This is a genomic window from Lysobacter dokdonensis DS-58 (assembly GCF_000770795.1).
In the GTDB taxonomy this organism is placed as follows: domain Bacteria; phylum Pseudomonadota; class Gammaproteobacteria; order Xanthomonadales; family Xanthomonadaceae; genus Noviluteimonas; species Noviluteimonas dokdonensis.
Window position 1 is genome coordinate 579,347 of sequence record NZ_JRKJ01000002.1, and the last position, 15,246, is coordinate 594,592.

At 56.9% G+C, this 15,246-nt stretch carries 10 protein-coding genes and 1 tRNA gene; 4 read left to right on the top strand and 7 right to left on the bottom strand.

What is annotated here, in order from left to right:
- Positions 1–57: 57 nt before the first annotated feature.
- Together LF41_RS03100 and LF41_RS03105 are read left to right on the top strand one after the other, a co-directional pair.
- Positions 58–133 (top strand) — tRNA-Ala (locus LF41_RS03100).
- A gap of 143 nt (positions 134–276) precedes the next feature.
- Positions 277–1,473 (top strand): tyrosine-type recombinase/integrase, encoded by a 1,197-nt coding sequence (locus tag LF41_RS03105; protein ID WP_036165436.1) that lies wholly within the window; start codon positions 277–279, stop codon positions 1,471–1,473.
- 194 nt (positions 1,474–1,667) lie between these two features.
- Here LF41_RS03105 and LF41_RS03110 read toward each other — a convergent pair whose 3' ends face one another.
- Both LF41_RS03110 and LF41_RS16620 read right to left on the bottom strand, forming a co-directional pair.
- Positions 1,668–3,611: a hypothetical protein gene (locus LF41_RS03110; RefSeq protein WP_152599860.1), complete on the bottom strand. Its 1,944-nt coding sequence runs from the start codon at positions 3,609–3,611 to the stop codon at positions 1,668–1,670.
- 14 nt (positions 3,612–3,625) lie between these two features.
- Positions 3,626–4,264: a hypothetical protein gene (locus LF41_RS16620; protein ID WP_152599861.1), complete on the bottom strand. Its 639-nt coding sequence runs from the start codon at positions 4,262–4,264 to the stop codon at positions 3,626–3,628.
- A 354-nt stretch (positions 4,265–4,618) separates the two neighbouring features.
- Between LF41_RS16620 and LF41_RS03115 the strand changes: the two genes are divergently transcribed.
- Positions 4,619–5,350 (top strand): tyrosine-type recombinase/integrase, encoded by a 732-nt coding sequence (locus LF41_RS03115; RefSeq protein WP_052116076.1) that lies wholly within the window; start codon positions 4,619–4,621, stop codon positions 5,348–5,350.
- Positions 5,351–5,857: 507 nt separating this feature from the next.
- On the opposite strand, the gene LF41_RS03120 is transcribed toward LF41_RS03115, so the two are convergent.
- Genes LF41_RS03120 through LF41_RS03135 form a run of 4 tightly spaced genes read right to left on the bottom strand, consistent with a single transcriptional unit; the run spans position 5,858 to position 12,953 of the window.
- Complete coding sequence (locus LF41_RS03120; RefSeq protein WP_036165439.1) at positions 5,858–8,959, bottom strand: type I restriction endonuclease subunit R; 3,102 nt, start codon at positions 8,957–8,959, stop codon at positions 5,858–5,860.
- Positions 8,952–10,136, bottom strand: coding sequence for an AAA family ATPase (locus LF41_RS03125; RefSeq protein WP_036165441.1), 1,185 nt, complete (start codon positions 10,134–10,136; stop codon positions 8,952–8,954). Before LF41_RS03125 ends, LF41_RS03120 begins: the two co-directional genes overlap by 8 nt.
- Position 10,137: 1 nt before the next feature.
- Positions 10,138–11,394 carry a restriction endonuclease subunit S gene (locus tag LF41_RS16390; protein ID WP_084073271.1) on the bottom strand — a complete coding sequence of 419 codons (1,257 nt, stop codon included), beginning with the start codon at positions 11,392–11,394 and terminating at the stop codon, positions 10,138–10,140.
- Positions 11,391–12,953 carry a type I restriction-modification system subunit M gene (locus LF41_RS03135; RefSeq protein WP_036165444.1) on the bottom strand — a complete coding sequence of 521 codons (1,563 nt, stop codon included), beginning with the start codon at positions 12,951–12,953 and terminating at the stop codon, positions 11,391–11,393. Before LF41_RS03135 ends, LF41_RS16390 begins: the two co-directional genes overlap by 4 nt.
- 686 nt (positions 12,954–13,639) lie before the next feature.
- Here LF41_RS03135 and LF41_RS16395 point away from each other — a divergent pair.
- Positions 13,640–14,086 carry a helix-turn-helix domain-containing protein gene (locus tag LF41_RS16395; RefSeq protein WP_084073273.1) on the top strand — a complete coding sequence of 149 codons (447 nt, stop codon included), beginning with the start codon at positions 13,640–13,642 and terminating at the stop codon, positions 14,084–14,086.
- Between the two features lie 129 nt (positions 14,087–14,215).
- Here LF41_RS16395 and LF41_RS03140 read toward each other — a convergent pair whose 3' ends face one another.
- On the bottom strand, positions 14,216–14,791 hold the full coding sequence (locus LF41_RS03140) for a hypothetical protein (RefSeq protein WP_036165447.1): 576 nt from the start codon (positions 14,789–14,791) through the stop codon (positions 14,216–14,218).
- Positions 14,792–15,246 lie beyond the last annotated feature (455 nt).

Here is a 15,246-nt window from a genome sequence, read left to right on the forward strand (position 1 = left end):
GATCGCCACGCACCGCTTGGCAGCCCTGCGAGGCCTCCGTATACTGCGCGACTTCGTGGGGCGGTAGCTCAGCTGGGAGAGCGTCGCGTTCGCAATGCGAAGGTCGGGAGTTCGATCCTCCTCCGCTCCACCACGATTCGAAAGGCCCGCTCACGCGGGCCTTTTTCTTTCAAGGACTTCCGTGGTTCCGCAGCATTAATGCGGATGGTCCTTATCCGAACACCGATTCGCGGTCCTTCCTAGCGTGCACTTACACGTGCACTTACGAGGGATCACATGCGAGCACAGCTCACCAAGCGTCTTATCCAGTCGGCCCAGCCCCAAGAACGCCCTTACGAGCTCAGGGACACGCAGGTCAGGGGCCTGCTCCTGCGGGTCCAGCCCTCCGGGCACAAGGCTTGGATCATCGAGTGGACCCGGGGCAAGCGACGCACCCTAGGGGCACTGGGGCATCTGACGCTCGGCCAGGCACGCGCACACGCGTCGCAGGCGATGGCCGAGCACATCCAGCGTGGGTTACCCAGCATTGCGAAGCAGGACCGCGCCAGGTGCTCACTGGCTGGCTTTCTGAGCGATCGATACGCCCCTTGGGCCGTCGGACATTTGCGCAGGGGTCAACAGTGGGTTGATCGGATCGAAGCCGCATTTGCTGACGCCCTACCGCGTGACCTGTCGGAAATCGACCCGGCGTGGGTTGATCAGTGGTGGCTAAAGAGGATCGCTGCCGTATCCCGAGCAACGGCTTCTCGGGACCTCGCCTGCTTGCGGGCGGCGATGAACAAGGCGGTCAAGTGGGGCATGTTGGATCGAAGCCCACTTTCGGACCTCCATTTGCGCCCCGTCGAATCGCGACGCGTTGTTCGCTTCCTCAATCAGGCCGAAGAACGCAAGCTGCGTAAGACGCTAGCGGATCGCGATGCAGCCATGGTTGCAGCGCGCGAATCCGGAAATGGCTGGCGAGTCGCGCGTGGCAAGTCAGTCCTGCCAGATATCGGGGCTGGTGGGTTCGGCGATCACCTCACACCCGTCGTTGTGTTGGCAATGAACACCGGGCTGCGCCGTGGCGAGCTGTTGTCGTTGTGCTGGTCTGACATCGACCTAGAAGCCCGCGTGCTGACAGTTCGGGCCGAGACCGCGAAAAGCGGTCGCCAGCGTCACATACCGCTGAATGCCGAAGCCACGAAAGTGCTTCGAGCATGGTCTAAACGCTCCAACGGCCCAGACGTATTCGGTGTTGCTGACGTCAAGACGGCTTGGACTGCGTTGATAGAGTCCGCAGGCCTGGAGAACTTTCGGTTCCATGACCTCCGACACCACTTCGCCAGCAAGCTGGTCATGGCCGGAGTCGACCTGAATACCGTGCGCGAGCTACTGGGCCACTCCGATATCAAGATGACCTTGCGATATTCACATCTCGCGCCCGATCACTTGGCTGCGGCTGTTGCAAAAATCAGCCGTAACTATCCAGCCTAGGTGTCGCCCCGAAGGGGGCTAAGAACTCGGATCTCTTGCAGCGTGCTGCCTTGTTCTCGAGCTAACGGGCGGCGTTCGAACAACTGAAGATCCTGCGCGAGCTCGCGAGTATTTGGGGCATCAAAGCACATCGCCCCAGAGCACTAGAAACTAGGGCAAGATGACTTGGCTGCTGCTACGAAGCCAATCGCTTCCTAGATCGGCGTTGGCCTGCTCAGCACATTGAAGCTCACGCGACTCTGGGTGACCGCACGCCGCGATTTCTCTGGTCCGTTAACCTGCAGTTTCCAAGGTCCAAACGGGCTAACTCCAACAAACGCACCGCTTCTCTCTCCGAGTTCTCCGACATCAATCTCCGCGCCCTTGTGATCTAGCTGATAGATTGCCCTCACCTGCTGATGCGTAAACGGTCGCAAGCTGCCGTCCCGAAACCGCATGATAGAGCGACCTTCATGTTGAAAGGTGACGCGCATATCGTTGGCACCGGTGGGAAGCTCAACAACGCGAATTCTGCGAGCGGTGACTCCGTAACGCCCGGCAAAGACCGGATGATCTAGCGGAATCGAAAACATCACCGCTTGCCCATCAATCAGACGCTGGATTGAGTCGGCTGGCAGCAAATCCTTTAGCAGGATGCTCAGATTGGTGGCCTCAACTGCTCCTTGGCCAAGCGATTCCAGTGTCGACGAATACTGCGCGTCAATCATGTCAAACGTCGCCGCGATGGCCCCTACGGAGTGATCGTCGTAAACGGCGGACGCTGCGTTTCCACTAATGTACTCCAATGTTCTTGATAAGGAAGACAACGAACGTATCAAGTTCCATTTTGACTGAGTAAGCGATCTGTCTAATGCCGCCGTCACGTCCTCCAACTCAAAATCCGTTTGTAGCGAGGCCGATAGCGCACCTGAGTCTGCGACATTCGTTCGAATTTGAGCCCACCCCGCCCAGATGTCCCGCACAATATTATCGTGCTCGATGATCTTGTTATTTCTGGTTTCAGAAGTTGCAACAAACAGGTCCATCAGACGCTTATATGTCTGCGCTTCTGGCATTTCTCGGAACTTGTCTATTTCAACATCAAACGTACTCTTGTTTGCTACCAACTTGATGTAGTCAGTGCTCACCTTCGTTGCTTGTGGTTGCGCAACTCCAGGATTTTCAAGTTTGTCGATTGCATCTTTTGCCTTTGCGTAGTTCTTCTTGAACTCCTCGATGGACTTTCCAGCAGGCTCAACGATCTTCGCAATTTCTTTTACGTCATTGACGATGGGCTGGTACCACGAATCTGTTGCACTTGGTGGTGCTGACTTCATCGCCTTCAATTTCGAAAGTGAAGTCGACGCCGCAGCAGTGACAGCGAGCGCAGATCCGCCCGTTGCAGCAACAGTAGCGACCATGGCAGCGAAGCTTAGAGCGTCACTAAATCCACACCCGCCACTTTTCCGTCGCAGCGCAGCCTTGAAGTTCTCAGACGCGGCGTCCAACTGATGCCAGACTCGATCCAGATCGTCTCGAAGCGACTCGATTTGCTGCAGCATTTCCCGAGACAGCTCAAAGTTGCGCTGTATTCGCGACTTGACCATCTCCGAGTCGGAAGCCAGTGCCGCAATGGTCTTGTTTACCTCTGAACGGATCAATATCTGATCCGAGAGCCTTGAGCGAAGTGAATCCCTAGCGCCTTCAACCACCCTGGAGTTGTCGATGTGCCGCTGCACCTGGTCGCGCAAGAAATCATAAGAGAGCAGAGGGACGTACGTCTGATCTCGGCCAAAAACATCACGGCCCGCAAGAATATTCGTCGCGATCGATCTCGCTTTATCGATCACATAATCCGCATAGCCAGGACTTACCAAGGTGCACCAGCTTTGCAATCTTGTAACCCACTCAAGCTTCTCAACGCACAGCGCCACGTCAGCGTTCACGTAGTCGAGTTCCGCTGAATGCAAGTAGCTGTTTATCCAGTGCAGCGGGGGCAGGGCTTGCAAGTGCGGATATGAATCTGCGCCAGCAAGCGAATGCTGCTCGACTGTTCCGCCTATGCCAGCCATCGCGCTGTCGATCGGCTCTAATCGGGGCTCCCCGGCTGGTCCACGGGGACCGCCTGGCTGAGGTTTACAGTCGGGGATTCTGGCCATACTGGGCTCCTTGGCTAGTTCCGCGAACTCGGCTCAAGCGTGTAGCTAATCTCACCACCACGTCCGCCGTCACCGCCCTCGCCAGGATTTCCGTGGGACGCTTGGGCACCTGCTTTGCCGCCTTCAACGTTGAACTCAGGGGTGGAATCCGCATTCCTGGAAGAGTAGATCTGGACTCTTGCACCCGGCCCGCCGTCACCGGGCTTACCAGCGAGGCCGCCACGTCCACCTGCACCGCCTTGTATTCCGGGCCTGCATTTCTTAGGTTGTGGAGGCGCAGTTGCGCCTTTCGCCCCATCACCACCGCTCTGCGCATCGCCTCCGTCTCCACCTGGCGCAAAGACCGAAATCTCGCCAAGAATGGTGTCCGCGATTAGCAGCACACTTCCGGCATATGCACCCTGACCGCCGTTGTCGCCATTCCGACCGTTGTCTCCTTGATTGATTCCCAAGGAGGCTTTATCGCCGGCAGGGAAAGATGGCGACGCTTCCGGGCCGCTGGTGTCTATCAGCGCGTTTTGAGCGAAATTGAGCTGACGCGCAGTAATCCCGAAGCTGTGTCCCTTCGTTTCTAATCGGCCTTCTAGGGTGACGATGTCCGCCCAAATGATCGTGGGACGATCAACGGGAATGTCTTCCCGCCTAAGCGTCATGCGCAGTCCGCACAAGATTTTTGGAGGTAAGGCCGAAGTGCGATCGGTCGCGGCAGGCGAGAGGACCTGCGCGAATAACGCCCCCGTCCATGCCGAGGGTCCAAGGAGGAATGCGGCAAGGCCAGACCCCACGAATTTCCTGCGGTCCACAAGCGAGCACTCCGGCGAACGCACTATCCTCGCCAACGGAGACGATCTCTTGGATCGGACAGGCTTAGCGCGGCACCCGCGATATGGAAGAAATCAGTGCACTTTCGGTGTCGTCGATACCCGTGGTCACTGGAGACCCAAGATCGCGCTGCTGCAAGAAATGCTTGCCACAAGCAACTGCGGTGCCAATCGCGCTCAAAAGCAATGAACGAGGTGGTCAAATGCGACGTGGTGAAGCCCATTTCCGGCTTCCCGTTTCGTCCTGTTGAGTCCCGTCGAGTTGTCAGGTTCCTCAATCAGGCCGAAGAACGCAAGTTGCGCAAGGCGCTTGCTGACCGCGATGCGACGATGATTGCAGCGCGCGAGTCCGGAAACGGATGGCGAATCGCGCGTGGCAAGCGATTACTACCGGAGCTCGAGGCAGCTGGATTCGGTGACCACCTGACAGCCGTGGTTCTGTTGGCAATGAACACCGGGCTGCGCCGTGGCGAGTTGTTGTCGTTGTGCTGGTCAGACATCGACCTCGAAGCCCGCGTCCTGACAGTTCGGGCCGAGACCGCGAAAAGCGCTCGCCAGCGTCACATACCGCTAAATGAGGAAGCGACGAACGTTCTTCGAGCATGGTCTAAACGCTCCAACGGCCCAGACGTATTCGGTGTTGCTGACGTCAAGACGGCCTGGACTGCGTTGACGCACGCCGCAGGCCTAGAAAACTTTCGGTTCCATGATCTGCGACATCACTTCGCCAGCAAGCTTGTTATGGCGGGCGTTGACCTCAACACCGTGCGTGAACTGCTCGGACACTCGGACATCAAGATGACGCTTCGGTACTCGCACCTGGCACCTGATCACTTAGCTGCGGCAGTCGCAAAACTTACACGCACTTTGCTTCGGGGCCACTTGGGGGCAACCGTCCTTCCCACCTTTTCACGGTAGCGACCGGGGTTCGAATCTCCGTGGGGCGCCACTAGAAAGCCCAATAAATCAAGCGATTACGACGAGGGCCGCGCAAGCGGCCCTTTTCGTTTCTGGACTTCGGAAACGGTTCGGAATCTTTCGATCGGTATTCGCGCGAGGCGGATCCGTGAGGCACGGCCGGAGCGACGTGCGAAGCTGGCGTGCGCTAGACACGCGGACGGCGCGTGGAGTATCAGGCGAGGTCCCGAGTCGAGTCATTCCGGGTCGAGGCGTCTGCGACGATGGCGATAAGCTCAATTGCGGATGCATCGCTTCCGAGGAGAGTCCGCACCCCAACTTCGTTGTGCGACGTTGAAGTTCCACCGCGAGGTCCCGTGCCGAGCGCGCGTCTCGCGCGCGCTCGCGCCCCAGAAGGAGAAGACGCCTCCAGTCGCGAGTTCTTCTACGTGGTGAAGTGTCCAAATGCGCAGAATTCGGCAGACTAGGGCCGGTGCTTACGCTCGGCGGGCTTCCCCCACCTACACGTCAGATCTGGCCGCCAACACCTTTGAACTTCTCAACGAAGGCAGCGATCACCCGGAACACGCTCTGTTTCTTGGTTAGGTATTGCGGGTTCAGCGGACTCATCTTGGGCAGAATCGCGTTGAGCTCGGTGCCGTTCTCGCTAGCAAATTCCCGCTTGAGTGAGTTGGCGATATAGCGCCTGGCCGCCTCCGCATTCAGCCCTTCGGTGGCGATCAGCTTCTGCGCCTCGCGCTTCTGCTCCGCTTGGGCAAAGGTGAAGAAGGCCTCAATTACGCTGGCCTTGTCGCCGATCCGGTCCAGGTCGGTCTGGTTGATGAAATCCACCAGCAAGCTTTCCTTGGCGCGGTGGCCCAGGCTGCCGCGGATAACCCGGCGCACTTCGTCCACCATGTCGGCCTTGCTCCGGTTCTTCTTGTTGTGCTCGAAGATCAGCTCCAGGATGTAGTCCAGGTTGATCTCCTGCGACTTGAGTAGGTCGACCTCGAACACCACATCGTCCCAGTCGATGGTGGATTGCTCCTTCTCGGTGGCGGCCTTTTCCTTTCGCAGCCAGTCGCGGATGTCGTTGTAGGTCGAACGGTAGTCCTGGAGCTTACGCTCGGCTGGCAGCTTGACCGCCTGCAACGCCGCGAGGTCCTCGTCATTCAGATAGTACTTGGCATTGAAGGCTTCCACGGCCGCTGGGTCGCTCAAGTCGACGTCCTGCAAGGCTTTCAAGCTTGCAAACTCATCGTAGTTCTGCAGCACGTTCTCCACGCGCAGGTATTCGCCAAACAGCTTCACGAAAGCTTTTTTGTCAGCTTCCATCTCGATGGTGGCGGGGTCGGGGAAGCGCTGCTCCAGCTCCCCCACCACTTCCACGAAGCCACGCCTCGCCTCGCCGGTCATCACATCGGTGAAGCCTTCCATGTACTCCTTGTAGCTCTTTTCCAGCACCACGTTCTTGGTGTTCTTGTCGCCGAACAGGGTGATGGCGTCGACAGTCGCCTGTTCCAGGTCTCGGAAAGTGACGATGTTGCCGAAAGTCTTGGTGGCGTCAAAAATGCGGTTTGTGCGCGAGTACGCCTGGATCAAGCCGTGGTAGCGCAGGTTCTTGTCCACGAACAAGGTGTTGAGCGTGGGCGCATCGAAGCCAGTCAGGAACATGCCCACCACGATCACCAGGTCGATTTCCTTGGCTTTCACTTGCTTGGCCAGGTCGCGGTAGTAGTTCTGGAAGCCGTTGCTGTCCACGTTGAAGTTGGTCTTGAACAGCGAGTTGTAGTCGGCAATAGCCGCGCTCAGAAACTCCTTGGCGCTGCTGTTCATGGCCGACACATCGAAGCTCTCGTCCTGAATCTCGCCAATGGCGTCCTGCTCCTCGTTGGCGGCAAACGAGAAGATGGTGGCCACTTTCAGCGGCTTGTCGCTGTCCTTCTGTAGCGTTTTGAACGCCTCGTAATACAGCTTGGCCGCGTCCACACTGCTCACCGCGAACATGGCGTTGAAACCTCTAGCGCCGTGCTGCAGCCGGTGCGTCCTCTGCCGGAAGTGTTTCAGGATGTAGTGACTGATCTCACGGATGCGGTCGGGGTGCAGCAGCGCCTGCCTGTTCTCGGCGGCGCTAAGCTTCTTTTCGTCCTGCTCTTGTTCTATGGCCTTGAACTGCGGGCGCACATCGTTGTAGTCCACCTTGAACTTGAGCACCTTCTCATCACGGATGGCATCGGTGATCACGTAGGAATGCAGCTCACGGCCAAACACGCTGGCGGTGGTCTCCGCGCCCAGGGCGTTCTGCGGGAAAATCGGAGTGCCGGTGAAGCCGAACTGATAGAATCTCTTGAACTTCTTCTTCAGGTTCTTCTGCGCCTCGCCAAACTGGCTGCGGTGACACTCGTCGAAAATGAAAACGACCTGCTTTTGGTAGATGGGCAAGTCGCCCTCACTCTTCATCAGATTGTTGAGCTTCTGGATGGTGGTGACGATGATCTTGTTGTCGTCTTTTTCCAGGTTGCGCTTGAGGCCGGCGGTCGAGTCCGAGCCGTTCACGCTGTCCGGCGAGAAGCGCTGGTATTCCTTCATGGTCTGGTAATCCAGATCCTTGCGGTCCACCACGAAGAACACCTTGTCGATGAAGTCCAGCTCGGTGGCCAGGCGCGCCGCCTTGAAGCTGGTCAGGGTCTTGCCACTGCCGGTGGTGTGCCAGATGTATCCGCCGCCCTCAGGCTTGCTCCAGCCCTTGGCCTCATGGGCGCTCTTGATCTTCCATAGGATGCGTTCGGTGGCGGCGATCTGGTAGGGCCGCATCACCAGAAGGGTGTTGCTGACATCGAACACCGAGTAGTGCAGCAGCACATTGAGCAGGGTGTGCTTCTGGAAGAAGGTGGCAGTGAAGTCCTTCAGGTCCTTGATCAGGCCGTTGTCCGCCTTCGCCCAGTTGATGGTGAAGTCGAAACTGTGCTTGTCACGCCGCGTGGTATTGGCGAAATAGCGGCTGTCGGTACCATTGGAGATCACGAACAGCTGTAAGTACTTGTACAGAGACTGCTCGCTGTTGAAGCTTTCCTTGCTGTAGCGGTGGAGTTGGTTGAAAGCCTCGCGGATCGCTACGCCGCGCTTCTTTAGCTCCACCTGCACCAGTGGCAAGCCATTGACCAGCACAGTCACGTCATAGCGGTTGGCGTGGCTGCCCGTCTGCTCGAACTGCTTGATCACCTGCAGCTTGTTGCGGGTGATGTGCTTCTTGTCCAGCAGGTAGATGTTCTGGATGCGCCCATCGTCGAACACGAAGTCGTGGATGTAGTCGTCTTGGAGCTTGCGGGTCTTCTCAACGATGCCGTCGCTGGGCTTGTCTAGGTAGGTTTCCACGAAGCGCAGCCACTCGCCATCCGAGAACTGCACGGCGTTGAGCGCCTGCAGCTGCACGCGCACATTTGCCAGCAGGGCCTCGGGCGTGTTCAGGCCCGGCAGGAACTCATAGCCCTGGGCGGCCAGGTCGTGGATGAACTCGCGCTCCAGCGCGTCCTCGCTCTGGTAGCTCTCCGCGACCTGCCATTCACGGCTGTACTTGTCCAGGACAATGAAGCTGTTCGATTCGGCAATGGGCGTCAGGTAGTCAGCCATTTGGAACGTCCCGTTGCTGGAGGTAGCCGTAGGTGTTGATCAGGTGATCAAGCAGAAATTTGACCGTCTGCTTTTCCGGCGGTGTGGGCTCGGCAACCGTCTCATTGGAGAGGGTGCTATGGCTGGTGTATTGGATGATGCGATTGAAATAGGTCTGCCGGTCGTCAGGCAGGAGTTCCGACCACCTCTGATGCCCGAGAAAACTGGCCGTCTTCTCGTACAGGTTGCGCAGCAGAGTGAAGTGGTAGCGCTCGACCTCATCGGCGGCGATCGCCTGCTCGAGAGCCTTCTTTAGATGAAGGTGGTAGGAGAAGCTCCGATTAGAGTCACCATATTTGACATTCAGGTTAAAGCTGCCGTCCTCGAATCGCTCCAGTAGGTAGCAGCCTTCCTTCTTGCCATTGGCACTCAGGCCAAGTTCGTTGTGGAGTACGTTGTAGAAGAGTGGGCTGTGAGTGGTAATTACAAATCTGAGCTTGTGGGACTCGCTGCTCTTGATCAGTCCTGCGAGGTTGACAGCAAGTTCGATCAGGTGGTTGTCATCCAATGAGCTGACCGGATCGTCGATGAACACATATTCCAACCGATCGAACTCGTCGGTTTCTCGGTTGCTGGGCTCTGGCACGTTCAGGACGCCAATTACCTGCTCGATAAGCCTGAAGAAAATGCTCCAGATGAAACTGCTCTCTTCACCCTTGGAGATTTTGAGATTCCCGGTGCGCTCGTCATCACCGCGCTCCAGAGAAAAGGTGACTTCCGAGAAGGCTTTGGCGACAACTTCCCCCGTACTTTCGTCCTTGCGTTCTTCGTTGAACCGCGGTGTCAGCTTGTCGCTGGTATAGCGATGAAAGGTGGCGATGATGTTCTGGTCCTGACCCTGATCCTTCAATACCCAGTCCGTAAAAGAGTTAGGCTGGATCTTCAGTATTGGCTCGGCATCCAGCTCCAGGTCGTTATCCCAGTAGAACAGGTCTTCGGTAAGGGCGTTGTAGTAAAGGATCTTGTGGCGCGACAGCTCAACTTCGTCGCCACCATTAACGTCTGGCTTGGGTGCAATTAGCTGTTTGAACTCTCGGGAAAGGCGCGTTTTTCCCGAGCCGTTAAAGGCATAGATCAGCTGCACCTTCTTGTCAACGTCTTTCAGCTGCTGGGCAATCTCGGTCAACGTCTTGCCCACGTCATGCACCTACCGCTTCCGGCTTGGAGAAGCTCAGCAGTAGATCGCGGTAATACGCGTACTGCTTCTGGCGCAGCTCGATCTCGCGCGGCAGGTCTTCACTCATGGAGTTGGCGAGGGCGTCGAACTTGTCGAGGATCGCAACGATACGTGCCTGCTCCTCCGGCAAAGGAATGGGGATCTGGAACTGCTTTAGCTTTGCCGTTCCAATGATTCCCATCCCTCCATTTTTATTTGCTTTTTCCAAGCACCATTTTCCAAACTTATAGAAATAGTGAAACATGAATTTCACATCGACTTTTTCACTGTAAGCACTGGAAATAGTGAAGCTAGTTATTTGTTGATTGGTCAAAAAAGGTATCCCGACAAGAGCGTGCTCTCCAATAGTTGCCGTCGTAGACATTATTAGAGAATTGGCGGGAATCAATTGCCCCTTTACGGATGATGCAGAAACTTTTTGGATTGATTCTTTAAGGACCCTGCCATTCGTACGAATATCTTCCATTCTAAACCAAGGGATTTCTCCGTTAGTCCAGTACTCGGCCTTTGATTTGGACGGGGTGTAGCCATTTTTCAAATCAAATACTTCGCCAATCGCCTTCCACTCCACCCCACTCCCTTCAAAACTCAACAAGTGGTCGCGGTAGTACTCGTGTTGATTCTTCCGGGAGACCAGCTCGGTTGCCAACTTGGCGACGAGCTCATCGGTCAACTCATTGAAGGCGCTTAATATGCGGACAATTTCGGCCTGAAATGCCAATGACTTTTGCAGATTGGCTGGATATGGGACTGGTATTTTCGCCTTACCCAATCCCTTCGAGTTGATTGAAGATATTTTCCCCGAGGAGATGTGCCTTCTTATCTGGTCCTTGAAGGATGTGGATCTTAGGAAGTGCGAAACATATACGGGGTTCAGATCGCTCTTATATGCAAAACATGCATCGTGAATTACAACATCTCCCTCGCCGAGCCAGGCCGTTCCATCACCGATATCTTCGATCGTTTCGCCAGCGGAAACGATAATGACATCGCCATGGCTTGCGCACCGCAGATTCTCGGCCAGATCGGCGTCGAGAAATGACTTCGATTCCGTAGCCGAAATTCCATAGTGCGTGTATAGCTCACCGTAGTGTATGCAGGGAACTCCGGCTGTTCGGATATCACTCTTTACAAATCTCTTGCCTCTAACAAAGTCTCCGATTTCGCCCAGCTCCCGCCACTCCACTTCATCTTGAGCCAGCCACTTCTCCAGGCTCATCGTGCTACCTCTCGCTTTGCATTCTCTATCTCTGCAACGATGACATCAATCTCCTTGCGCACGTCATCGATACGGGCGACGGTCGCCCTAAGGGAAGCATTGAGCGCAGCGATGTTCACCACCTCCCGGGTTTCCGGCGTTTCCACGTAACTGCTTACCGACAAGTTGTAGCTATTGCCTGATAGCACCTCTAGGTCCACCGACTTGGCAAAGTGCTGCACATCAGCCTTGCTGTCGAATACCTGCATGATCTGTTCGATGTGCATCTCGGAAAGTTCATTATTGTTGGTCTTCTTATCGAATAGCCTGCTTGCGTCGATAAACTGGGTGCGAGTGTCGGTCTTGTTCTTCGCCAGAACCAGGATGTTGACGGCAATAGTGGTGCCGTAGAACAGGTTGGGCGCCAGCGAAATCACCGTTTCCACATAGTTGTTGTCCACCAGATACTGGCGGATCTTCTGCTCGGCGCCACTGCGATAGAAGATGCCGGGGAAGCAAACGATGGATGCGCGACCCTTGGCGGAGAGGTAGCTGAGCGCGTGCAGGACGAAGGCGAAGTCGGCCTTGGACTTCGGCGCCAGCACGCCGGCCGGCGAAAAGCGTTCGTCGTTGATCAGGGTGGGGTCATCGCTGCCTTTCCACTTAACCGAGTACGGCGGGTTGGAGACAATGGCATCGAAGGGCTTGTCGCCGCCGAAATACGGGTCGGTTAGGGTATTGCCCAGCTGGATGTCGAACTTGTCGTAGTTGATGTTATGCAGAAACAAGTTCATCCGCGCCAGGTTGTAAGTGGTGTGGTTGATCTCCTGGCCGAAGAACCCGTCCTCGATCACGTGAGCATCAAAATGCTTCTTGGCTTGCAGCAGCAGCGAGCCGGAACCGCAGGCCGGGTCGTAAATTTTGTTGACGCTGGTCTGCTTGTGCATGGCCAACCTGGCGATCAGCTTGGACACATGCTGCGGTGTGAAGAACTCGCCGCCGGACTTGCCGGCATTGGCGGCGTAGTTGGAGATGAGGAATTCGTAGGCATCGCCGAACAGGTCGATGTGGGCGGCGTCGAAATGGCCGAAATCCAACCCGGCCACGCCCTTGAGCACGGCGGCTAGGCGGGCGTTCTTGTCCTTGACGGTAGTGCCCAGACGGTTGCTGGTGGTGTCGAAATCGGCGAACAGCCCCTTGATGTCGTGCTCGGAGGGGTAGCCGTTGGCGGAGCTTTCGATGGCGACAAAGATGGCGGCCAGGTCGGTGTTCAACTTCTCGTTGCCGTGGGCGCGGGCGGCCACATTGGCAAACAGTTGGCTGGGGTAGATGAAATAGCCCTTGGTCTTGATGGCGTCATCCTTGATCTCGGGAGTGATGACGCTGTCGGCCAGCTCGGTGTAGCGGATGCTGTCGTCGCCGCCTTCGATGTAGCTGGCGAAGTTCTCGCTGATGAAGCGGTAGAACAGGGTGCCGAGCACGTACTGCTTAAAATCCCAGCCATCGACGGCGCCGCGGACATCGTTGGCGATTTGCCATATCTGGCGTTGTAGAGCGGCGCGTTGTTGGGTACTAGTCATACCGTGGTTCCTGCTTAACGTAACGATTGGCCAGGAATTAGCCCGAGCCGTAAATTCTGGTGAATGGGTGCTAGGTGCGCTCCCCAAAGTGGTCGGATCTACACCTGTGGGGGATTGCCGCCCTCCACGTATCTATTGCCTCCCCCAAGACGTGCAGGATAAATGACGAAAGGTTCCGATGCCGTTCCCGAAGTTTCCGAAATGACTCTTGCATTAAATTCGTTAGGTCCGGGGACGCAACCGCGCTCGGGAGGCGTCCCGTCTGTCTTCTGGCGCTCTCGGCATAGGGCGATGGTCATTTTCCGAGAAGAGGGCCTGACCCAGTCATCCCACGGCCAGCTACGCCGCCTCGCGGGGGCCTCCGGCGCATGCAGCTCTACTCATGAGCCAACGCAGTCCCCCAGCTAGTTTGCCTTCCTTGGAGCGCTGTGGGAGGGACGCGCGGAAAGTGCGGCAGGGATCATCGCCCGAAGCCTCGCTAAAGTTCAGGGAGCAATGGGCTAGTGCTCCATAGGTTGTTGACCCCCTACTCGGCCGTGCTAACTGCCCCCTAAATTGCGTCCAAATCGTGGACGACCAGACCGAGGTTTCGATGTGTATTCCATGTGTTCGCCTGGGCGATTTGACCGGTTCTTATGGCATGGTCAACAGGCTACTATCGGCGGCCCCCGCAATGAACTCCATACATGCCCAACATCGCCACTTTGCTTAAGTCCGAGATCACCCGCCTCGCCCGCAAAGAAGTCAAGGCCCAGACCGATGCTCTGCGTAAGTCGGGCGCTTCATACAGGCGGGACATCGCTGCCTTGAAGCGCCAGGTCACGGACCTCCAGCGTCAGTTGGCTGCTGCGACTCGATCCAGCAAGCGAGCAACCCCCTCGGAATCGGCTGAAACGACAAAGGTTCGTTTTTCCACCAAAGGCTTGAAGTCGCACCGCGCCAAGCTTGGGTTATCTGCCGGGGATTACGGTCGACTCGCCGGGGTGTCGGGACAGTCCGTTTACAACTGGGAAGATGGCACTACGATTCCTCGTCCGTCGCAGGTAGCTGCCCTTGCTGCCTTGCGTGGCATGGGTAAGCGGGAAGCGATTGCACAACTAGCCAAGCAAGGCGCGCCAAACAAGCGCGGATAATCCGCATCCAGTTCGGACCAACCAATCGCTTCCTGGCGCATTCTCTAGCACAACAGCTACCCCAGCAGCTCTCGCGCGCTAGGAATGGTTCCTGACGCGATTGGTGAAGCCCTGAATGCTGCCGTTGAACTATGGAAGCGCAAGCCACTTCGGGCCTGACTTAGATGCGGTCGCGAGGCGGTCGGCCTGGTACGCGCAGCTCAACCCCACGACTGCCCCCGCCAGCACGAACACCCACGGCACCAAGCTTGCCCCAGCGCCACGTTCACCGATCAAAGGCAATGCGAGCAACAACGCTATACCCATCGAGATCAAGTAGGCAGCCCAATACGTAGCCCGCCACCAAAAACGCTTTCGACTTGTCGAGTACCGGGTGCTGCGCCAGCGAACCCCGTTTGTAGCCGGATCAAACTCAAACAGAGGCCAGCACTCGGCGACCTCCATTAGCGCGCGACCAGCCTGCGGCCCCGCCCAGAGCATCCGGATGATCGGAGCTGGCATGTACTCGCCTACCAGATGTCTAACGGCTACCTCCAACCAGAGGTCGTCTGGATGATCCCCTCGCCACAGTTCAAGGAAATCTTTTCGGTCGGCGCTTCTCGATCGATGCAATCCGAAAATGCCCTTGGCCAATGTGGCTATCGCCACAAGCAGCGCCAGCGGCACCAGCAAATTCCCGTTCGCTTCGATCAATTCCGACAGCATCAGCCCCACCCCTTCGCACTTCCGGATACTTTATATCTAGTCCGCAACGGCAAGCGATCTGATGCGAACAAGAGTCAACACGCTACCTGGGGGCCCCTGGATACCCGGCACTCGCTGTAGCGCGATTCGTGCGGTTTGGCGCGTAGTTCCGACGGTGGTTTTCGGTCACTAATGCAGCGTGCGCCAGGTATGACGCGTCACAGCGAAAACGCTTTATACGGACGCAATCCTGGCGCTTGCCGGATGTGCCCAGTGTGCCGAAGGCACGATGTGGGTAATCCGGGACCTGAAGCGACACCGTAGTGGTTGCCTGGGGTCTTAAAGTCCGTGATTCCCTGAAACCCTGCGGAATAAAAACCTGGCGCCGAAGGCGCCACACGTGGGCCGTAGGGGTGGGTGGGCCGAAGGCCCGACCGCCCCGCAGGTCCACGTGCAATGTCAACTGGCGTTTTCTG